Source organism: Bifidobacterium sp. wkB344 (genome assembly GCF_003688305.1).
Taxonomy (GTDB): Bacteria; Actinomycetota; Actinomycetes; order Actinomycetales; family Bifidobacteriaceae; genus Bombiscardovia; species Bombiscardovia mizhiensis.
In genome coordinates, this window is the sequence record NZ_NPOQ01000016.1 from 216,818 (window position 1) to 237,440 (window position 20,623).

21 protein-coding genes and 1 tRNA gene are annotated in these 20,623 nt (G+C 60.6%); 16 read left to right on the forward strand and 6 right to left on the reverse strand.

Annotated elements, in window-relative coordinates:
• The 15 genes from rlmN to CI601_RS05560 all read left to right on the forward strand — a co-directional run bounded on the left by rlmN (position 1) and on the right by CI601_RS05560 (position 12,430).
• Entirely contained in the window at positions 1-1,188 is a 1,188-nt protein-coding gene (rlmN, locus tag CI601_RS05490) for a 23S rRNA (adenine(2503)-C(2))-methyltransferase RlmN (protein ID WP_121914611.1), read from the forward strand.
• A 113-nt stretch (positions 1,189-1,301) separates the two neighbouring features.
• The gene (hisF, locus tag CI601_RS05495) at positions 1,302-2,078 is read left to right on the forward strand and encodes an imidazole glycerol phosphate synthase subunit HisF (protein WP_121914612.1); all 777 of its coding nucleotides are present in this window, start codon (positions 1,302-1,304) and stop codon (positions 2,076-2,078) included.
• Between the two features lie 140 nt (positions 2,079-2,218).
• Positions 2,219-2,632, forward strand: coding sequence for a phosphoribosyl-AMP cyclohydrolase (gene hisI / locus CI601_RS05500; RefSeq protein ID WP_121914613.1), 414 nt, complete (start codon positions 2,219-2,221; stop codon positions 2,630-2,632).
• Between the two features lie 71 nt (positions 2,633-2,703).
• On the forward strand, positions 2,704-4,809 hold the full coding sequence (gene trpB, locus CI601_RS05505; RefSeq protein ID WP_121914614.1) for a tryptophan synthase subunit beta: 2,106 nt from the start codon (positions 2,704-2,706) through the stop codon (positions 4,807-4,809).
• Positions 4,809-5,729 (forward strand): tryptophan synthase subunit alpha, encoded by a 921-nt coding sequence (gene trpA / locus CI601_RS05510; protein ID WP_121914816.1) that lies wholly within the window; start codon positions 4,809-4,811, stop codon positions 5,727-5,729. The genes trpB and trpA overlap by 1 nt, the downstream gene beginning before the upstream one ends.
• Before the next feature lie 36 nt (positions 5,730-5,765).
• The gene (gene lgt, locus CI601_RS05515; RefSeq protein ID WP_121914817.1) at positions 5,766-6,677 is read left to right on the forward strand and encodes a prolipoprotein diacylglyceryl transferase; all 912 of its coding nucleotides are present in this window, start codon (positions 5,766-5,768) and stop codon (positions 6,675-6,677) included.
• A gap of 90 nt (positions 6,678-6,767) precedes the next feature.
• The gene (rpe, locus tag CI601_RS05520; protein ID WP_121914615.1) at positions 6,768-7,433 is read left to right on the forward strand and encodes a ribulose-phosphate 3-epimerase; all 666 of its coding nucleotides are present in this window, start codon (positions 6,768-6,770) and stop codon (positions 7,431-7,433) included.
• 31 nt (positions 7,434-7,464) lie between these two features.
• On the forward strand, positions 7,465-7,728 hold the full coding sequence (locus CI601_RS05525; RefSeq protein ID WP_024627692.1) for a phosphoribosyl-ATP diphosphatase: 264 nt from the start codon (positions 7,465-7,467) through the stop codon (positions 7,726-7,728).
• A 50-nt stretch (positions 7,729-7,778) separates the two neighbouring features.
• Positions 7,779-8,630, forward strand: coding sequence for an ATP phosphoribosyltransferase (hisG, locus tag CI601_RS05530; protein ID WP_121914616.1), 852 nt, complete (start codon positions 7,779-7,781; stop codon positions 8,628-8,630).
• A gap of 4 nt (positions 8,631-8,634) precedes the next feature.
• Positions 8,635-9,249 carry a CDP-alcohol phosphatidyltransferase family protein gene (locus tag CI601_RS05535; RefSeq protein ID WP_029676262.1) on the forward strand — a complete coding sequence of 205 codons (615 nt, stop codon included), beginning with the start codon at positions 8,635-8,637 and terminating at the stop codon, positions 9,247-9,249.
• Entirely contained in the window at positions 9,242-10,198 is a 957-nt protein-coding gene (locus CI601_RS05540; protein ID WP_121914617.1) for a DUF881 domain-containing protein, read from the forward strand. Before CI601_RS05535 ends, CI601_RS05540 begins: the two co-directional genes overlap by 8 nt.
• Position 10,199: 1 nt before the next feature.
• The gene (locus tag CI601_RS05545) at positions 10,200-10,532 is read left to right on the forward strand and encodes a small basic family protein (protein ID WP_015021764.1); all 333 of its coding nucleotides are present in this window, start codon (positions 10,200-10,202) and stop codon (positions 10,530-10,532) included.
• Positions 10,533-10,536: 4 nt separating this feature from the next.
• Complete coding sequence (locus CI601_RS05550; RefSeq protein ID WP_101432310.1) at positions 10,537-11,370, forward strand: DUF881 domain-containing protein; 834 nt, start codon at positions 10,537-10,539, stop codon at positions 11,368-11,370.
• 6 nt (positions 11,371-11,376) lie between these two features.
• On the forward strand, positions 11,377-11,820 hold the full coding sequence (locus tag CI601_RS05555; RefSeq protein ID WP_121914618.1) for an FHA domain-containing protein: 444 nt from the start codon (positions 11,377-11,379) through the stop codon (positions 11,818-11,820).
• A gap of 13 nt (positions 11,821-11,833) precedes the next feature.
• Positions 11,834-12,430 carry a MerR family transcriptional regulator gene (locus CI601_RS05560; protein ID WP_024627698.1) on the forward strand — a complete coding sequence of 199 codons (597 nt, stop codon included), beginning with the start codon at positions 11,834-11,836 and terminating at the stop codon, positions 12,428-12,430.
• A gap of 204 nt (positions 12,431-12,634) precedes the next feature.
• Here CI601_RS05560 and CI601_RS05565 read toward each other — a convergent pair whose 3' ends face one another.
• From CI601_RS05565 to CI601_RS05590, 6 genes are all read right to left on the reverse strand, one after another.
• Positions 12,635-13,366, reverse strand: a complete 732-nt coding sequence (locus CI601_RS05565) for an HAD hydrolase-like protein (RefSeq protein ID WP_121914619.1) — start codon at positions 13,364-13,366, stop codon at positions 12,635-12,637.
• A complete protein-coding gene (locus CI601_RS05570) occupies positions 13,359-13,706 on the reverse strand; it encodes an RNA polymerase-binding protein RbpA (protein WP_024627700.1) in 348 nt (115 codons plus the stop codon). The genes CI601_RS05565 and CI601_RS05570 overlap by 8 nt, the downstream gene beginning before the upstream one ends.
• Before the next feature lie 84 nt (positions 13,707-13,790).
• Positions 13,791-16,355 carry an RNA helicase gene (locus CI601_RS05575; protein ID WP_121914620.1) on the reverse strand — a complete coding sequence of 855 codons (2,565 nt, stop codon included), beginning with the start codon at positions 16,353-16,355 and terminating at the stop codon, positions 13,791-13,793.
• 13 nt (positions 16,356-16,368) lie between these two features.
• Positions 16,369-16,692 (reverse strand): hypothetical protein, encoded by a 324-nt coding sequence (locus CI601_RS05580; protein ID WP_121914621.1) that lies wholly within the window; start codon positions 16,690-16,692, stop codon positions 16,369-16,371.
• Between the two features lie 21 nt (positions 16,693-16,713).
• Positions 16,714-18,669, reverse strand: coding sequence for a YafY family protein (locus CI601_RS05585; RefSeq protein WP_024627703.1), 1,956 nt, complete (start codon positions 18,667-18,669; stop codon positions 16,714-16,716).
• Between the two features lie 144 nt (positions 18,670-18,813).
• Positions 18,814-20,244: a UTP--glucose-1-phosphate uridylyltransferase gene (locus CI601_RS05590; protein WP_121914622.1), complete on the reverse strand. Its 1,431-nt coding sequence runs from the start codon at positions 20,242-20,244 to the stop codon at positions 18,814-18,816.
• A 179-nt stretch (positions 20,245-20,423) separates the two neighbouring features.
• Between CI601_RS05590 and CI601_RS05595 the strand changes: the two genes are divergently transcribed.
• Positions 20,424-20,500: transfer RNA gene (locus CI601_RS05595), tRNA-Pro, on the forward strand.
• Positions 20,501-20,623: the final 123 nt, after the last annotated feature.

The following is a 20,623-nucleotide window of genomic DNA, read 5'->3' on the forward strand; positions in this document are numbered from 1 at the left end:
ATGACAGATGTCGATTTGACCGGTGCCGAGCCTGAAACCGGCATCACCCCAGGAGGCAAAGATGGGGCTTTCCGCGACGTTTTGGCGGCCGACCACGCCCGTCGAGGCAAGCCGCCGCGCCACTTTACGGATATGGACCAGCAGGAGCGTCAGGAGGTCTGCGCGCAACTGGGCCTGCCGAAATTCCGGGTCTCGCAGCTGGCCAACCATTACTTCAACCATCTGTCCACCAATCCGGACGATTTTACGGACTTTCCCGCAGCCAGCCGTCAGGAGGCCGCACACCGCTTCTTCCCTGAACTGATCACCCCGGTCACTGTCCAGAAGGCGGACCAGGGGACGACCATCAAGACCCTCTGGGAGCTCTTCGACGGATCCAGGATCGAGTCCGTGCTTATGCGCTATCCCTCCAGGGCCACCCTCTGCATCTCCAGCCAGGTCGGCTGCGGCATGGGTTGCCCCTTCTGCGCTACAGGTCAGCTTGGATTGACCCGGAACATGTCGACTGGCGAGATTCTGGAACAGGTCAGGGCCGCCTCCCGGATGATGCGGTCCGGACAGGTTGCCGGAGGACCCGGGCGTCTGAGCAACATTGTCTTCATGGGGATGGGCGAGCCCATGGGCAACTATCGGGCTGTGCTTTCCGCGGTCAGGCAGATCAGCGCCCTGCCGCCCAAAGGATTCGGCATCTCGGCCAGGAACATCACCGTCTCCACGGTGGGTGTGGTCCCCGGCATCCGCAAGCTGACCAAAGAGGGCATTCCGGTCCGTCTGGCCGTCTCCCTCCATGCTCCCAGCGACAAGCTGCGCGACGAGCTGGTGCCCATGAACAGGCGCTTCAACACCACCCAGGTTCTGGACGCGGCCCACGACTACTACCTGGCCAGCGGCAGACGGGTCAGCATCGAGTACGCCCTGATGCGCGGCATCAACGACCAGGCCGAGCACGCCCGTCTTCTGGCCAAGCGCCTCAACCACTACGGGGACGACTGGGCGCATGTTAACCCCATACCCTTGAATCCAATCGAGGGGTCTCGTTGGACGGCCTCCAAGCCCGAGGACGAGCAGCGCTTCCTGGACATCCTCCACAAGGCCGGCATCACTGCAACCATGAGGGACACCCGCGGATCGGACATCGACGGTGCCTGCGGGCAGCTGGCAGCCAAGGCCGTCAAGCTTCAGGCCTGAATCAGCTTTTGCAATGCGTTCATGCCATAGTGTGGACATGCCAGGGTCTTCGGACACCAGAGCAGCTAAGGTCTTGACTCAAACAAATCGGTTCAGGCAGGAAGGCAGGTCGCATGGCGGTAGCGGTTCGTGTCATTCCCTGCCTGGATGTAGACCAGGGCCGTGTGGTCAAAGGCGTCCACTTCAAGAATCTGCGCGATGCGGGCGACCCGGTCGAACTGGCTTCCGCTTACTACCAGCAGGGCGCTGACGAACTGACCTTTCTTGATGTGACAGCCTCTGGAAGCGGGCGAGCCACCATGGTGGACCTGGTCAAGAGCACTGCCGACCAGATCTTCATTCCATTGACCGTCGGCGGAGGCGTGCGGACGCCGCAGGATGTCGACACTCTTTTGCGGTCAGGGGCCGACAAGGTCGGCATCAACACGGCAGCCATTGCCAATCCGCAGGTCATCGGGGATATCGCCCAGCGGTTCGGTCGTCAGGTCCTGGTGCTCTCGGTCGATGCCCGCCGATCCAATGCCCAAGGCATTACCTCAGGATATGAAGTGACCACCATGGGTGGCCATCAGTCCACCGGCATCGATGCCATCGACTGGGTCAAACAGGCTCAAAGGCTTGGAGCCGGCGAGATCCTCCTCAACTCCATGGATGCAGACGGCACCCGTCAGGGATTCGATCTGGAGATGATCGCCGACGTGCGCAAGGCCGTATCCCTTCCGCTCATCGCCAGCGGTGGCGCAGGCAAGGCCGCCGATTTTCCTCCTGCGGTCAAGGCCGGGGCCGATGCGGTCCTGGCGGCTTCCGTCTTCCATTTCGGCCAGGTGTCCATTAAGGATGTCAAGCAGGCGCTCCATACGGCCGGGTATCCGGTTCGATGGCAGGCCTGAACCCAATCCGGCAGATAATTTCGACATCACATGCTGCATGGCACTTGCTGGCCATGTTGGCAGTCATCGGGAAACCATACCCATACCATAAACAATCAACCGACAAGGATGTGTCGGACAAATCAGGAGAATGAGGATCAATGTCACAGTCTTCGAAGGACCAGGAAGTACGTTTGGATCCGAGCATAGCGGCCAGGCTGAAGAAGGATTCCAAGGGACTTGTTGCCGCTGTGGTCCAACAGTATGACAGCCGTCAGGTGCTCATGGTCGGGTACATGGATGAGGAGGCCCTGAGACGGACCCTGACCACGGGGCGGGTCACCTTCTGGTCCCGCTCCAGACAGGAATACTGGCGTAAGGGGGACACCTCCGGGCATGTCCAATACGTCAAGGGTGTCAGCATCGACTGCGACGGGGACGCCTTGCTTATCGAAGTTGACCAGGTGGGGGCGGCCTGCCACACCGGACACAGGTCGTGTTTTGAAGCCGGAGGACCCTTGCCCGCGGTGCAGGGCAATCGTACTCAGGCACAGATGCAGAGCGAGGAAGGGTAATGGATAATCCAGTGGAGAAAGACGCTAAGGTTGTGACAGGGAATACACAGGAAACTGGAGGGAAGGGCTCTATGACCGTCTTGGATGAACTGGTGGCCGGCGCCGTGGAGGATGCAAGGAGCCGGGTGCAACAGATTCCCTTGGAAAGTCTCAAGCAACAGGTCAGGAGCATGAAGCGCAAACCTCTGGATGCCGCGCGACTGCTCAGGGAGAGCGTCGGCATTCCGATCATCGCGGAAATCAAGCGAGCCTCGCCCTCCAAGGGGTACCTTGCCGACATCAAAAATCCAGCCGCTTTAGCCCGGCAGTATGCCAACGGGGGTGCCTCGGCCATATCGGTCCTGACCGAGGGCAGACGCTTCCTGGGATCCTTGGAGGATCTGCGGCAGGTCAGACAGGCCGTGGGCATTCCCGTGCTCAACAAGAACTTCATCGTCTCCGACTACCAGGTCTGGGAGTCCAGGGCCAACGGGGCCGACATGATCCTGCTGATTGTGGCAGCCTTGGATGACACACGTCTCAAGCACCTGCTGGACCTGGCTGGGAGCCTGGGCATGACCGCCCTGGTCGAGACGCATGATCGTCAGGAGATCGAGCGGGCCATCGCGGCTGGCGCCAAGGTGATTGGCATCAACGCCCGGAATCTGAAGGACCTGAGCGTCGACGTCGACCAGTATGCCCGCCTGGCTTCCAACCTGCCCAAGGATGTGGTCAAGGTGGCCGAGTCCGGAGTGTTCGGCACGGTCGAGCTGGAGCGGTACGCGCGGGCCGGGGCCGATGCGGTCCTGATAGGAGAAGGTCTGGTCACCTCCCAGGACCAGGAGGGTACCGTTCGTTTGCTGGTGCAGGCTGGTCACCGCTTCAAGGCAGCCGAGGCCAGACCCCTGTCGACCCATGATGGTCCCTATTTCGGCCCCTATGGCGGACGTTTCGTCCCTGAGGCCCTGGTGGGCGCCCTTGATGAGCTGGAGCGTGTCTACAAGGAGGCCAAGGCTGATCCGGCCTTCCGTGAGGAGCTGAACAGACTCAACCGGGTCTATGTCGGGCGTCCCTCGGCCCTGACGCCGGCGCCTCGGTTCGCCAAGCTGATCGGCGATCGGGTCGGCGGCCAGGTCAGGGTCTTCCTGAAAAGGGAGGACCTGAACCACACGGGCGCCCACAAGATCAACAACGCCCTGGGTCAGGGGCTCCTAGTCAAGCGCATGGGCAAGACCCGGGTCATCGCGGAGACCGGTGCCGGTCAGCACGGTGTGGCCACGGCCACGGTCTGTGCCCTCCTGGGCTTCAAGTGCCGAATTTACATGGGGCAGATCGATGCCCGCAGACAGGCTCTGAACGTGGCCAGGATGCGGATGCTGGGAGCCGAAGTCGTCGAGGTGACCACCGGGACTAGGATCCTCAAGGATGCCATCAATGAGGCCCTGCGCGACTGGGTGACCAACGTGGAGTCCACCCACTACCTGCTGGGCACGGTTGCCGGCCCCCATCCCTTCCCAACCATCGTCAGGGACTTCCAGAAGATCATCGGCGAAGAGGCATCCGCACAGCTTTCCGCATACGGCATCGATCATCCTGACGGAGTTGTGGCCTGCGTCGGCGGAGGTTCCAACGCCATCGGCATCATGAACACCTTCCTGGACGATCCACGGGTCTCCCTTTACGCATATGAGGCCGGCGGGGACGGGCCCAAGTCGGGCAAGCACGCCATCCGCCTGTCGCCAGGCACCGGTCAGATCGGCGTCTTCCAAGGAACCAAGTCCTATCTCTTGGAGGACAACCAGGGTCAGACCATGGACACCTACTCCATCTCCGCCGGTCTGGATTACGCCTCGGTTGGACCCGAGCATGCCTGGCTGCACGACATGGGCCGGGTCAAGTATGACTACGCAACCGATAAGGAGGCCATGCAGGCTTTCAGCGACCTCTGCCGGACCGAGGGCATCATCCCTGCCCTGGAGTCCTCGCACGCCTTGGCCGGAGCCAGCAAGGCAGCCACCGACCTTTTGCGCAAGGGAATCAGGAATCCTGTCATTCTGATCAACATCTCGGGCAGGGGCGACAAGGATGTAGCCACGGCGGGCAGATGGTTCGGCTACCTGTCCGAGCAGGAGGCCAGCGCTTTGGAAGCCCAGGCCGGGCACAGCAGAAGCGATCAAGCAGAAGAGGAGGCCCGATGATGGTCAACCAGCAATGGCAGTGGCAGAAAGCGCCCGTCCAGCCTGTCCAACCCCAGCCTGTGCAATCCCAGCCTGTCCAGCCTAAGGGGTTCAGCCGCACGGCCAGCCCGGTGGCGTCCACGCTGCAGGCCCTCCGCCAAGAGGGCAGGCCGGCATTCATCGGCTACTTCCCCTACGGATTCCCTGATGTGCCCACATCCTTGGAGGCCATGCGGGTCATGGTGAAAAGCGGGGTCGACATCGTCGAGATCGGACTGCCCTACAGCGACCCGGTCATGGATGGCCCGGTCATCCAGGCGGCCAGCAAGTGTGCCATCGACAATGGCGTCAAGGTCGAGGGTGTCTTCGACGCGGTCCGCCAGATCCAGGCGGACGGTGCCAGGGCTCTGGTCATGAGCTACTGGAATCTGATCATGCATCACGGAGTAGCGGATTTCGCCGCCCGGATGGCCGAGGCCGGCGGATCCGGGCTGGTCACCCCGGATCTGATCGTCGACGAATCCGGGGAATGGATAGAGCAGTCGGACCGGTATGGTCTTGACCGGGTCTATCTGGTCTCGCCCGACTCAACTGATGCACGTCTGGAGATCACCTCCCGTGCAGCCAGAGGATTCGTCTACGCGACCTCCCGGATGGGCGTGACCGGCGAACGTACCAGCATGTCCAACTCGGCGCAGAACCTGGTGGCGAGAGTCAGGCAGGCTGGGGCCCCTTATGTCTGCGTGGGCATCGGGGTGTCTACCGCCCAGCAGGCCTCCCAGGTCGGCGCCTACGCGGACGGGGTTATCGTCGGCTCGGCCCTGGTCCACTGCCTTCTGGATGACGAAGGCAGGCCGCGGAAGGACCGTAGAAAGGCACTGGAGTCCCTGGCTGAGGTTTGCTCCGACCTGCGTTGGGGCATCTCACAGGCCAGGAAGTGAATGGGCTGTAAGGTCCAGGGGCTAGATTGGGGCTTTATGACGCTTGCCTACATTCCATCGCCAGGAATCTCCAGCTTCCATCTGGGGCCGGTCACCATCAGGTTCTATGCGCTGACCATGCTTCTGGCCATCATCGTGGCTGCCTGGATCACCGCCAGGCGCTGGAAGAAGGAGGGTGGCCGGACCGACCAGATTCTGGACATCGCCATCTGCGCGGTACCGGCCGGCATCGTCGGCGCCAGGCTCTACCACGTCATCACCACCCCTGAGCGGTATTTCGGAGCTGATGGCAATCCAGCCGATATTCTGCGCATCTGGCGTGGCGGTTTGGGCATCTGGGGTGCGGTCCTCCTGGGAGCACTGGCAGCCTGGGCCTGGTGCCGTCACAAGAGCTATCCGACCGCCCTGCTGGCCGACAGTGTTGCTCCTGCCCTTCTGGTGGCCCAGGCCATCGGGCGGCTGGGCAACTGGTTCAACCAGGAACTCTACGGGGCCCCCACCACGCTGCCCTGGGGACTGAAGATCGATGCGGCAGGTTCCGCCATTGGCAGCAGCGAACAGTGCTATGACGGGGCCACCTGTCCGACAGGCACCCTCTTCCAACCCACATTTTTGTATGAGATGATCTGGAACATGATTGGCGCGGCCCTCCTGGTCTGGATCGGCCACAAGGCCGTGAACGTGCTCAAGGCGGGCTCGCTCTTCGCCCTCTATGTCATGTGGTACACCCTGGGGCGCACCTGGATCGAGGCCCTTCGTATCGACTTCGCCCACGAATTCCTGGGTGTCAGGGTCAACGTCTGGGTGTCCATGACGGTCTTCTTCCTGGCGGCTGCAGCCTTCGTCCTCATAGCACGCAAGGGCAAGCCGACCTCCCTGTTGTCCGAAAAGCTGCGGACCATCACCGAGCTTGAGGTGCGTCAGGAATCCGAGGCCCGGAGCAAGTAGGACAGGGGTCAGCTATCCGGGGGTCGGTAGGTGTGCAATTGAGCCACAAACCGGTGCCGCCGGTCTTCCGTACAACATAGAATAATCTCCATGAGCATTCAGATAGCACCCAGCATTCTTTCCGCCGATTTCGCCAACTTGGAGCGGGATCTCAAGGCTATTGCCAATGCCGATATGGTCCACGTGGATGTGATGGATCACCATTTCGTTCCCAACCTGACGCTTGGCGAGCCCGTGGTGGAGCGCATCTGCCAGGTGACCGGCCTACCGGTGGACGTGCATCTGATGATCGAGGACCCCGACCGTTGGGCCCCGGAATTCGCCAAGCTGGGTGTTGCCTCCGTCACCTTCCATACCGGGGCCGTCCATGCCCCGGTCCGTCTGGCCCGCCAGCTGCACGACATGGGGGTCAAGGCCTGCCTGGCCGTGCGCCCTGCCGAACCTGTGGAGCCGATATTCGACATTCTCGATGAGTTTGACATGATTCTGGTCATGACCGTGGAGCCAGGTTTCGGCGGCCAGAAGTTCCTGGACAATCAGATGCCAAAGACCCGCCGCCTTCGTGACCAGATCACCGCACGCGGTCTGAAGACCCACATCCAGGTGGATGGCGGGGTAAGCCCCACCACGGCTCCTATAGTGGCAGAAGCTGGAGCCGACGTTTTGGTCGCAGGCTCCGCGGTCTACGGCGCTGACGACCCGGCCAAGGCCATTGACCAGATCAGGCAGGCCGCGCAGGTAAGCTACAAGGACTGACAGGTTTTGCAGGAAGAATGGAGATAGCCAGATGAAGACCTTCGATGGGTTGTTTGAGGAGCTTACGACCAAGGCCAAGGAACGTCCGGAAGGATCCCTGACCGTGGGCGAGCTGGATAAGGGCACGCATTTCATCGGCAAGAAAATCAATGAAGAGGCTGGAGAGACCTGGATCGCCGCTGAGTATGAGGGCAAGGAGCGCACGGCCGAGGAGATGAGCCAACTACTGTACCACATTCAGGTGATGATGATCGATCGGGGCATCACCCTGGAGGATGTCTACAGGTATCTGTAACCCCTGATCCTATCCCGCTGTAGATTCGCTTCCGCAATTAGGAGGTTGCCGTGTTGAAGGTCGCGGTGCCCAATAAGGGCATGTTGTCCCAGCCCGCATGGAGGCTGTTGTCAGAGTCTGGCTATCGTCTGCGTTCCAACGATCGGCAACTGGTGGTGGATGACGTCGACAACGACATTCAGCTCTTTTACTTAAGGCCCAACGACATAGCGGTCTATGTCGGCTTGGGTACCATCGATCTGGGCATCACCGGGCGTGACCTTCTGCTCAACTCCGGAACCCGGGCCGTCGAGGTCACGCAGTTGGGATTCGGCGCGTCCACCTTCAGATTCGCCGCTCCGGAAGCCAGTGCCATCAACACCTTGCAGGACGTGGACGGCAAGCGCATTGGCACTACCTTCGACCGGCTTCTTGAGGATTACCTGACCAGCAAGGGACTCAAGGCCGAACTGATCCACTTGGACGGCGCAGTGGAGTCCTCAGTTCAGCTGGGGGTAGCAGACCTGATCGCCGATGTGGTCTCCACCGGCACCACCCTGCGTAACGCCGGGCTACGGGTCTTCGGCGATCCGATTCTGAAATCGGAGGGGATTCTCATCAGATCACCCCGTCTGGATCCGGATGATGAGCGGTTGGCGGTCATGTCCCGCAGGCTGGAGGGTGTGCTGACAGCCCGCCGCTATGTACTGATGGATTATGACATCCCGGTTGAGCGCGTGGCCATGGCCGTGGGCATCACACCAGGCTATGAGTCGCCGACAGTCTCCTCCCTGCACGACAAGCAGTGGGCCGCAGTCAGGGCCATGGTTCCTAGGGACCAGGTGAACAACCTCATGGATCGCCTCTATGAGATCGGTGCGCGTGCCATCCTTGTAACTGCCCTTCAAGCTTCTAGAATGTAGTCGGATGGCACTGATTGATCGAATTTCACGCAGCAGGTACAGCCCTGAGCCAAGGTCGGTAATTCTCACCGTACCCAATGTCATCAGCCTGCTTCGTATCCTCTCCATACCTCTTATCGCCTATCTGGTGGCCAACCGTCATCTGATCATTTCCTTGGTGGTCATGCTGATTTCGGCCCTTTCAGACGGTGTGGATGGGATCATTGCCCGCAGGTTCAACCAGGTCAGCAAGCTGGGGCAGATCCTGGATCCGGTTGCCGATCGGCTGCTGATTCTCTGTTCCGTCCTTGCCCTGAGCATCGCCTCTATACTGCCATGGTGGCTTCTGGCCCTGGTAGGTGTCCGGGATGTGCTCATGGGTCTGTTGGTTTTGGCGCTGGCCCAGCACGATTATGGACCCTTGCCAGTGCACTTCGCCGGCAAGACCGGAACGGCCGTGCTCATGCTGGCCATACCGGCCCTGATTTTTGCGGATGTGGGCACCTCAACCTTCTTCCGTCTCTTCCACCTGGTGGCACTTGCGGCCGTCATCTGGGGGGTTGGCCTTTACTGGCTGGCAGGGCTGATCTACGCACGCCAGGGCATCGGATTGCTTCGTCAGGATAGCCATCATGACTGAGCCGCAGATGACCCCCGAATCCTTCCCCGTGCCGCCTGACCGTGCCTTGATTCACCGTCGGGCGGCTTTTTCGCATTCCAGTGCGGGTCTGGAACGCCACTATGTGGACCAGGAGAGCTCGGAGCCTGCGCAGGAGTCCATGCGTCGGCGCATGGCTGATGAGTCTCTGAGACTGATTGATGACCTGACCAACCGTCCCATGGATCCCATGTTCGAGGATGCCCGTCTGCTGCCTGCCGAGCGTAGATCGCCGCTGAGCGTCTGGGTCAATCGGATACTGGTCTTCGTCATTTGTGTACTGGTCGGCCTGGCAGGCACGGGTATAGTGCAGGTGTTGCACCGGGACCCCCGTCAGAAGGTACGTGAGAAGCTCATCTCCCAGGTGGAGGCGGTCAGCAAGCGTGCCAACGATCTCAACAGTCAGATCTCGGATCTTAATGGCAACATCGATACGCTCTCGGCTCAAGAGGGCGGCCAGGGGCAAAGCAGTACGCAGACCGCTGACGATCTGACCAACGGCACCAGCAAGGTGCAGGGGCAGGGCGTCGTCATCACCTTGGCCAACCCCATTGCCTCCAAAGATTCCCGGGAGAATGCTGATCAGATCAAATTGCTCACCGACCAGGACCTGCAGTGGTTCCTGACCAAGCTTTGGTCTGCGGGGGCCGAAGCCATCGCCATCAACGGCAATAGAATAGGAACACAGACATCAGTGCGTACGGCCGGTCAGACCATTTTGGTGGGGACCACCTCGATCGAGTCACCCTATAAGATCGAAGCCATCGGCGATCAAGGTGCCTTGTCCGATCTGATGGTTCGTAGCGATCTGCAGGGCCGTCTGCGGGACCTGAAGAAGGCGAACATCACTGTCAATGTGGTCAAACAGCGACGCCTGAGTCTGAATGCAGTGAGTTTGCCCAATCTGTCCTATGCCGGAAGGAGTCATTGACATGTCGGCAATTCTCGGCCTGATTCTAGGCGTGGTGGCGGGCATCTTCCTCAAGCCCGACATTCCCATTGTCCTGCAGCCTTATTTGCCCATCATGGTGGTGGCCGCCCTGGATGCCCTGATGGGCGCAGTCCGCTCCTACTTCGAACGCAGCTTCTCGGACCGGGTCTTTGTGGTCTCCTTCATCTCCAATGTGATCACGGCTACACTTCTGGTCTTCCTGGGCAACCAGTTGGGCGTGGGTTCTCAGCTGTCTACGGCCGTCATTGTGGTGCTGGGCATCCGCATCTTCTCCAACGTCTCCGCTATTCGGCGGTTCATTTTCAAGGGGTGAGCATATGAGACACACCCTGAGGAAGAAGCGCGATGAGGGAATGCCCAAGAGCATTCCGCCTAGGAGGCCTGGACGGGTCAGGGCTCCGGCCGACGACACGCAGACCGGTGCTTTTCCGGTGGTTCGCCGTCGGCCTCTGCGCACCCTTAATTCCAACGCCACCAGGGTCAGGCTGGTTACCAGCGTCCTGGTGGCCCTGATGTGCGCCCTGCTGGGCTTTGGGTATGCGGTCCAGGTGCATAATAACCAGTCCTCCTACCAGAGTCTGTCCGAGGAGGAGCTGGTACGGGTGCTGGATGAGACCAGCAACCAGGTCGACAAGCTGGAGGAGCGCAAGAGCCAGCTCAACCAGCAGCTGACCTCCATCAAGTCCGCCGCCGACAAGCAAAAGGAAGCCGCCCGCATAGCCCAGCAGAATGAGCAGAGCAGCGGCATCCTGGCCGGACGGCTGCCTGCCCAAGGCAGGGGAGTGGTGGTGACAGTCACCGAAGACAGTGATCGGGTGGATGCTTCTACCATGTTCAATCTGATCGAAGAGCTGCGCAACGCCGGCGCCGAGGTCATATCCTTCAATGATGTCCGGGTGGTTACCAGTACGTATCTGTTGGACACCCGCACCGGCCTGCAATGTGACCACGCCAAGCTGCGCAGCCCCTACATTGTCAAGGCCATTGGGGATCCGGACAGCCTGCAGAACGCCGTCCAGATCGCCGGGGGAGTGGGTTCGCGGATCAAGGTGCAGTTCCATGCGACCGTATCCGTGGAGCAGTCGAATAGTGTCAGAATCGACCAGGTTCGACGCGTGCAGGACTACCAGTATGCAAAGCCTGTAGAATAGGCAATTATGACAGATCCTATTCCCACTGCGGGCGAGACGACCATCATCGGCATGCCGGCCCTGAACATTCCAGTCACCTCCAACGGTGACCGTCCACTGACCAAGGACGACTTGGAGACCATGGCACGATTGCCTGAGGGTACAGCCCTGCTGATCTCTACCAGGGGAGCGGTGTCAGGATCGCGTTATCTGTTGGACGAGGATCAGGTCAGCGTGGGTCGTGATCCGAAGGCGGACATTCTGTTGGACGATTCCACAGTCTCCCGGGCGCATGCCATATTCGTGCGGACTGACCAAGGTTTTCGGGTCGAGGATACTGGCAGCCTCAACGGCACTTATGTCAACCGCGAACGCGTGGACCAGGCCGACCTGCACAATGGCGACGAGATCATGATCGGCAAGTTCAGGTTGGTCTACTTCGATAATCGGGCAGTCATCGCCAAGAACTGACAGGGGGCATGACATGGCCGGTGAGATGCCGACGCTGGTACAGGGTGAACTCTTTTCGCCTGAGCAGGCTGAGGGCACGACCCGGGGCTACCGGGGAACGGTCGCGGCCAAGGTGGCTGGCATTACCTATCGGCAACTGGATTATTGGGCTCGTAAGCGAATCGTCGAGCCGTCAATCAAGGCCTCACATGGGTCAGGCTCCCGCAGGCTCTACTCCTTCAAAGATGTGGTCATCCTGGCTGTCCTCAAGCGTCTCTTGGATGCCGGTGTCAATTTGGTCAATGCCACGAACACGGTGAACTATCTCGAGCGTCGGACAGTCGGTCAACTCGAGCATGTAACGGTGGTCTGCGATGGTGATCAAGTCACCGAATGCTCAGGACCTGATCAGGTCTTTGCGCTGATGCAGTCCGGGCGTGCCGTTTTTGCTATCTCTGTGGGTGCTATCTGGCATCGCATGGATCTTGAGCTGCAGACCTGCGATCATGTGGATTTGACTACTGGACAGCTGACCCCGGGTCTGCCTGAGCGGCCTATCGACGAGCTGACGGCCATGCGTCTGCGCCAGCGCCTGGAGCAGCAGCACGAGCAGCGCCAGCGGGCTGCATGATTGTCGCGGTGGAAGCCCAAACAGGGGAGAAAAACAATAAGTAATTTGACATAACGTACATTATCGGCTTACTAGGTCACGATTCGATTTTGCGTTTTCAGGTGATTTCATGGTTACGAGGTTGCAATAGCATCACTCACAAAATAAGGGTCACCCAGGTGACCTCGGGTGACCCTAAAAAGAGACGATACAGTTCTGGCCGACTCAGTGCTGAGTTGGATCGTTGTCGAAGTAATCCTCGGCAGCCTGGCACAATTGGTCGACTTGGTTGATGACTCGGTAGCAGCCGTGAGATTCCAGTTCTCCGGGCTCAGCATAGCCCCAGCCGCATCCTAGGCAGTCCAGGCCGGTTTCCAGTGCACCATCGGCATCAGTCCAGCGGTCGCCGACCATAAGGGCACGGTCGCCGAGTTTGGCGTCAAAGCCAAGCTGTTGCAGAGCGTGGGTGATGACCTGGGCCTTGGTGATTCGTGTGGAGTCCTTGCTGGCACCATAGACACCATCTACCAGTGGCGTCAGTCCGAAGTGGTCACATACCGGCTGGGCTTGGTACTCGGGTTTGCAGGTGGCCACGGCCAATGTCAGACCTTGTTCGTGCATACGATTCAGCTGTTCGGGGATGCCGTCAAAGACCGTAGCGAGCAGACGTCCAGGGATGTGTTGTCCAGGATGGTCAGGATCATCAAATGCCGCTATCTCGCTGTAATAGCGCCGGTAAATCTGGACGCCCTTATCAATGTCTTCTTCTCTGATGCCGTTGCGACGCAGGGATACTTCTACGGCAGGGCCTATGAATCGGCGAAGCTCGCTTTCATCGGGCACAGGATGACCAAGCTCTTTGAAAGTCTGTATAACAGAGGCGATGATGCCTGGATGTGAGGCGGTCAGGGTGCCGTCCAGGTCCAGCAGAACCAGACGGCGCGGTGATTTACTCATAGTCGGGGAACCATCCTTCACGGTGCATTTTCAGACGCTTGTCAAGCACTGCTTTGAGCTCATCTTCCGACCGGCGCTCCAGCAGCATGTCCCAGTGGGTCCTGGTCGGTTTGCCGGTCTTGCCGGACTCCTGCTCGTCATGTCCTTCAAGGTGAGCAATCTGCCCGCAGCGGCACTCCCACTCCTGCGGCACCTCAGCCCCTTCAGCCAAGGGCAGGATAGTCCGATGGCCCTTGGGGCAGACATAGGCGACCTCGCTGCGTGCAGCAAAATCCACATTCTGATCGGATTCCAGGGACTTCGCCCCAATACTCATGCCGCGAAGACTGCGCTCTGCCATGATTCCTCCATACTCGTGTCCGTCACTGCCTCCAAGCTACAGAACAGTGTTGACCTGATACTTATTCCCGGATTGGGCCCGTGTTCACTCCACGCCTGTATAAGCCACAATGCCGCGGTTAACCTGGTCTGCGGCGATGCTGGCAGTCCTGGCCAGGTGGTGCCCTCCCCTGCCTAGATAGGGCTCCACTTGGACGATCTGCGTGAGCACATCGGACAGACGCTTGGCGTTGCGCACGAAGTCCCCCGCCGTCAGATCGCTGTCACGCAGGATAGTGGTCAGCGAGTCACCGCAGGCCCAGTCGTAGATGGTCGGCCCCAAGCCAAAGTCGAGTTCTGGCGGCAGCTCCAATCCAGCCTGATCGCAGCGTTCCTGTACCTGGGACCACTGACGTTTCATATCCTCCATGGCGTCAACCAGCCTGGGAGCTCGATACCCGGCCCTCTCCCCCGGCTGCTCCCCTACCCCACGGCGGGATTCGTAGACCAGCCCGGATACGGCCGCTGCAAGTTCAGCGGGTTCCAGATCGTTGAGGATGCCACGATCCAGGATCTCGGCAAGACTCAGATCCTGCTCGCTGTAAATTCGTCGAAGCAATTGCCCCTTCCGGGTCAGTCGGCAGTCGTCAGGATCCACAGGCCGTGTGTAGCGCAGGTCGGCCAGAATCTGGCAAATCCTGTCAAACTGGCGTGAGACTGACCCTGTTTTGGACTCGTACTGTTCCCGGGTGCGCTGCAGTTCCTTGTCCATGCGGATCCACCGGTTCCCCCAGCGCAGGTGCTTGGGCAGATCCGGGCACTGGCGGCAGGGATGGTTGCGCTCCTGCTCGCGCAGCTGGTCGATGTGCCGGTCAAGGTCTCGGAAGGCCCGGTCACGGGCTTTCTCACTGGAGAACCTCTGCCGCTTCAGGCGGCGGCGATCGTTCTTCTGGGCTGATGAGAGGGCTGCGCGGATGCGCATGAACTCGATCAGATCGCCACGGCTGCACTGGGCTGCCTTGCGGTAGTCCTCCAGACCGTTGGTCAGAGTCTCAATGCGTTCCTCCAGCTCCGAGGCTGATCGGTTGGCCTCCCACTGTGCAAAGGAGTGGTCCAGGGTATCCCGAGCACGCGTATAGCTGGAGGAGTTGAGCAGGTTGACGGCCATGTTGAAGGTGGGCCGGAAGCTGGAGTGCAGCGGATAGACCCTCCTGCTGGACAGGGCGGCCATGGTCTTGGGACTGAAGTCCCGGTGGTCGACCACTACTACATGGCCGATGTCGTCGATGCCGCGCCTGCCAGCCCGACCGGTCAGCTGGGTGAACTCGCCGGGGGTCAGAGCTACATGGCCGGTGCCGTCGAACTTCTCCAACTTTTCGACCACCACGCAGCGGGCGGGCATGTTGATGCCCAGGGCCAAAGTCTCGGTGGCGAAGACCACCTTAAGCAGTCCCAATTCGAACAGATGTTCGACTATCTGTCGGAAGAGGGTGACCACGCCAGCGTGATGGGCGGCGAAGCCCTGCTCCAGAGCAAAGCGGAACTGCGAGAATCCCAGCGCCTTGAGATCCTCCTTGCTGAGCTGGCCGGCCGCCATGGAGTCCACGATGTGCCGTATGCGGCGTGCCTCCTCATCGGTGGTCAGCTGCAGACCCGCCCGGATGCACTGCTGGACTGCCTGGTCGCAACCGGTGCGGGAGAAGATGAAGTAGATGCCGGGCAGCATGTCCATGAAGTCCAGCTCATCGACCACGTCGGCCCGGCTTGGACGATACCGCTCCCCCATCCGTCGCTCCGGCCTGCCGCCACGGCCATGGCGATGGTGATGCCCCTTGTCGCGGGCCTGGATGCGCTCCTGTCCGGCCTTGTCCAGCTGGGCCAACCGGGAGACCAGACGCGGGTTGATCTTTGGGGTCTGCCGTCCTGAGCCGTCGTGCCGATACAGATCCAGGATCTCTGGCTCGGTGTGTCTGTCAGCCTGGACCAGGACATGCTGCTCCAGCGGCACGGGCCTGCGCTCGGAGACCACCAGATGGGTGCGTCCGCGCACCGAGGAGATCCAGTCGGAGAATTCCTCCACGTTGGACACGGTGGCCGACAGTCCCACAATGCGGGTGGAGGCCGGAAGATGGATGATGACCTCCTCCCAGACGGGCCCCCGGAAGCGGTCGGCCAGATAGTGGACCTCGTCCAGGATTACGTACTTCAGGGCAGTCAGGGTCGAGGACTGCTCATAGAGCATGTTGCGCAGGACCTCGGTGGTCATGACCACGATGTCCGCCTCGGAGTTGATGGAGGTGTCGCCAGTCAGCAGTCCCACCCGGTCCTCGCCGTAACGGTCGACCAGGTCATGGTATTTCTGGTTGCTCAGGGCCTTGATGGGGGTGGTATAGAAAGTCTTGACGTTCTGTTCCTGGGCCAAAAATACCGCGAAGTCGGCCACAATGGTCTTGCCGGCGCCGGTGGGAGCGGCCACCAGGACGTTATCGCCATCCTCCAGGGCGGTGATGGCCTCCAGCTGGAAGTCATCCAAAGGGAAGGGCAACTTGGACTGAAAGCGTGCGGGCGCACCGGTCATTCGTTTGCGATGACGACTGAAACGGGCGTAACGTTCCGCCGGCCCCGGTTCGGATGCTGATGAATCCTGTCCGTGGTGACGATGACCTGACATGTTCCTCCAAGAACTACTTATTGAACTGCTTCCACCGCCGCCAGATGCGGCCATGGTTCCTCCTGCGCTGCTCCTTGCGTTGCAGGACCAGGGCATGGGCCTGGCTGTATCGCTCGGTTGACTGCGACAGGGGCAGGGCGAAGGCCGGGCCCTCAGTCCTATCCGTTGCCTGGGACTGCCCCGCCTCCGGAGGTTGGGGCATATGGCGGTTCAGATCGTCCGAAACCCGCCCGATCGAGCGGCTGGCTGCCATGGCGTGACGGATGGCGTAGACGGCTCCACCGATCAGCATGGCCAGCATGAAGATCACCAGAAGGATCCAGATCCATCCAGGCATGGAACTCCTCTCCGACCGGGACTAGTGCCGGTCCTGCTCCTTGTCGTGAGCGTCGCTGATGGTGATCTCGCGCTGGGCACGGGCCAGGATCATGGTGCGCAGGGTCTTGGGCGCCACTGCGGTGATGTGCTTGGCGTGGGCGATGCAGAAGGCCACGAACCAGGAGTCCGAGGAGACGGTCAGGTGAACCTTCTGACCGGAACCGCAGGGCTCCACCGAGGCACCCGGCAGGGACTTGATGTAGGGCAGGTCCGGCCGGTCGGTGATGAAGACCGCGGCCGTGCCATTGTCGAAGGACCACTTGCGCAGCTCGCTGACCGGCACGTCGGGGAACTCCACCTTGTGGCTGGGCTTGACGATGGTCGCATGTTCGATTCTGGCGATTCGCAGAACCTGCCACTGCCGGTTGCGCCCGGTGCCCTGCTTGAGGTGGCGGCTGGAATCCGAGGGCGCGTCCGCAGCCTCAGTGCCCTCTGCTGCGTCGCCGATATCGGTCCAGGCGGCGACATAGTAGACACCCTCATCCACGAAGATCTTGGCAGGGGCCACCACCTTACGGCGGGTCCGGCCGGCGGCGTCCGTGTACTCCATGTCCAGCAAGGACTCGGTCTTGATGGCTCGGCGAACCACTGAGAAGCTCTTGGGTTCGGTCTCATACCCGGTAAGGGAGAGCCAGGGTGTCTCACCAGGCCCTACGTGCGTGCGCAGGCGCTGGTAGAGCGACTCGGCCTGGGTCCTGGACTGCTCGGGCAACAGGGGCGAGTGGGCCAGATAGTTGAGCGAGGCGGTCAGCATGCTCAGGTACTGGGGCGAAATGCCAGCCAGCCGTTCCAGCCCCAGTGAATTGGTGGCCGAGACGATACCACTGTCGTCCAGCAGGGACCAGTCGATGTCGAAGAACTGGCTGCCGGCCATCTCCCCGTCGTCCGAGACCGTGGTCAGGGTGTTGATGTCCTTGTGGATGGTGTTGACGTACTTGCGCAGCTCTTCCTTGCTGTTGGGGTGGCCGATGAAGCGCTCGGCCAGCTCGGCCAGGGAGAACTCCTCGCCCAGGTGTGCGGACAGGAAGAGCATGAGCCGCAGTCGACGGTCCACCTCGGACCCGGTCTGGAAGGAGGATGCGCTGGCACGACGGGCATGTCGAAGGTCGGTGTCGTCGTCACTGAGGTCGGTGGCGAAGTGCTCGACGCTGGTGCGAGCGATCTCCGGTGAAATCACCGTTGCCGCTCCGGGGCTTATCGATTCGTCGGCCAGCTTGAAACGGGCGGCAGCGTCCAGGCGCCGCCGGAAGGCGTCTGCGGCCTCCTGCGGGCTGACGATGGAGGCATCGGGGTGTTCCAGGACGAACATGGCCAGATCGTCCGAGTCGGCATAGGCCACGTTCAGATTCTCTCCGTCCACGTCCACGGTGGCGGCGAAGCGGCGGGAGTCGATGACCTTGACCAGATTGTCGGGAATGCGCTGGGTACCCAGTCCAGGAGCTATGGAATCCAGGCCCAGACCAGGGATGGGCACCTGCGGCACCCGAGGAGTGGTGCGCGAGGCCGGGCGGACCGGCTCTTCGCATGCCTCCTGGGACATGGCGATGGATCGGGCCAGATAGTTGGCTGCGGCCAACACCGGCATGTCCTCCTGGTTGAAGTGCATACGGATGCGGGGCTCGTCCCCCAGTTGCAGGCGGTAGGAGGCGAAATCCTGCCCCTCGGACTTGGAGGAGTACTCGGGCTGGCGGGATTCGATGGCAATCCCCATGGCTGCCAGCTTGGCTCGGTCACGCTGGAACTGTTTGGCGAAGGCGGCCTTGGCGGCCTGATCGGCCAGCTCGCCATAGGAGTCGGCATAGGCCTTGACCCGCTGCGCTATCTGCCGAGAAGTCAACCATTGAGGGAAAGCGGACGATAAGACGGCCAGGACATCGAGTTCGTGTTTGCCCCACTTATCTGAGAAACGCCGTCTTCCGTTCGTACCTTCTGCCATCAGTCCTCGCGTATCGTTAAAATTTTGACTATTAGTGCGCCTAGCGAACATCTGTCTATCATAGATTCATTTTTAGGAACGTGGGAGCCAAACACTCAAATACGGTCCCTTTTCTTGACAGGCTGAACCCTCTTGCGCCTGGCTTTAGACCCACTCGTCCGGTTCGATACCCTGGGGTCCCACATACTGGCCATTGGGAACGTATGAGGAACGCCCAAGATCGCTCAAATGGGCATCCGCATACAGGGTCACATCCCTGCCGAAGGTCCAGTCTCCCTCGATGGTGACCGAGTTGGCAGCCGCCAGGCTGGGAACCCCGTAGGGGAATCGCTCATCGAAGTCGGCGATGTACTTGTAGTAGCGTTCATCCAACTGGACATTGGGGAAATCGTAGTTCCCATCCTCCATCTCGTAGGAGTCGGTCAGATGGAAACGGTCGGAGCGCATGATGAACAGGTCGTCGGTGGTCTTGACCGGCAGGAAGCGCATGCGGTCCACTTGCACGCAGATGGCTCCCTCAAAGAGTGTGGCGGCAGAGCCCATGGCGGTCTCCAGTTGCACCACGGGTCTGGTGGAAGGGTCGGTGGGATCGACGGTCTTTCGGTTTTCAATAATGGGTAGGGGCAGCACCCCGTCGTATTCGGCCAGCTTGTCGCGCAGAGCATCGACCCTGACCCAGATGCTGTTGGTATTGAAGTAGGGATGCTTGCGGATGGACATGGCCGAGCTGCGGTCGTGCGGATCCACTTGTGACATCTCTCTCAGGATGAGGTGTCCGGTGGCCTTGTCGATGACGATGTGGCCGCCTTTGCGGTCAGCCTCGGTCCGCTCGGCCACCTCGATCATGAAGGGCGCTCCGGACTGCGCGAAATAACCGGCCAGGGTCCTTGAAGGCCTGGCGCCCAAGTTGTCGGAGTTGGAGATGAACAGGTAGTCGATCCCCTGCTCCTTGAGTGTGTCCAGCAGGCCGGTCTCCCAGATGGTCGAGAAGATGTCGCCGTGGCCGGGAGGGCACCATTCCAGATCGGGCTTGGCTGGGAAGTCGACCGGACGGCCGGTGTCGGCATCAATCTTGGGTTCGATGTGCTGAATGATCTCCATGGGTACGTCGTTCTGGACGAAGCGGCGGTCCTGCTTGACCACGCGCATGGTGTCGCGGGAGGTGCGGAAGGAATTCATGAAGATCAGCGGCAGGGGTACTCCTAGGCGCTTGCGGGCAGTCAGCACCTGGCCCATGATGATGTCCAGAAAGCGCATCCGACGGGCCTTGTGGCGACGAATGGGCAGCAGGGACTTGGCCTTTTCCAGGCCCATGGAGGTGCCCAGACCGCCGTTGAGCTTGATGAAGGCGGTGCGGGAGAACGCATCCAAGGCCATGTCCATGTCCATGGAGTCGTGGATGTCTTTGGTGCGGGGCACGTCCTTGAGCGGGGTGATGTCCTTTTCGCGCACGCAGGCTTTGGCATCTCCCCGTTCCCAGGTTTCGTAAAGGTGCCTAAACTGGTTGATGGAGACTTCGCTCATGCCCTTGTCGCGCATCTTTGCGGCCGAAAGGTCGAAAACGTCTGTGCTCATGGAACCCCTTCCGGGCTGGGACGACTTGCGGCCGACGCGGATTGCGCCGACCGTCAAGAATCATGATAGCAAGTTGATCATGGGGCTCGGTCTGTCTGCACTTGTTTGCCAGGACTCGCCGGACCGTTGTCGGCCCGGTGACGCTGTGCTACTATCTCTACTCGGTGCTGATGCACCGTCGGGCCGTAGCGCAGTTTGGTAGCGCACTTGACTGGGGGTCAAGGGGTCGCGGGTTCAAATCCCGCCGGCCCGACCAAATAGCAACGATTCCAAGGTCTTAGGCCTTGGAATTATTTGTATTTCCAGGCCTTTGATATCTATTTGCATATCTTCGGCGCCTCGCTCGTTCTTCACGTTTCCCTTCATTCGCCAACTGTGA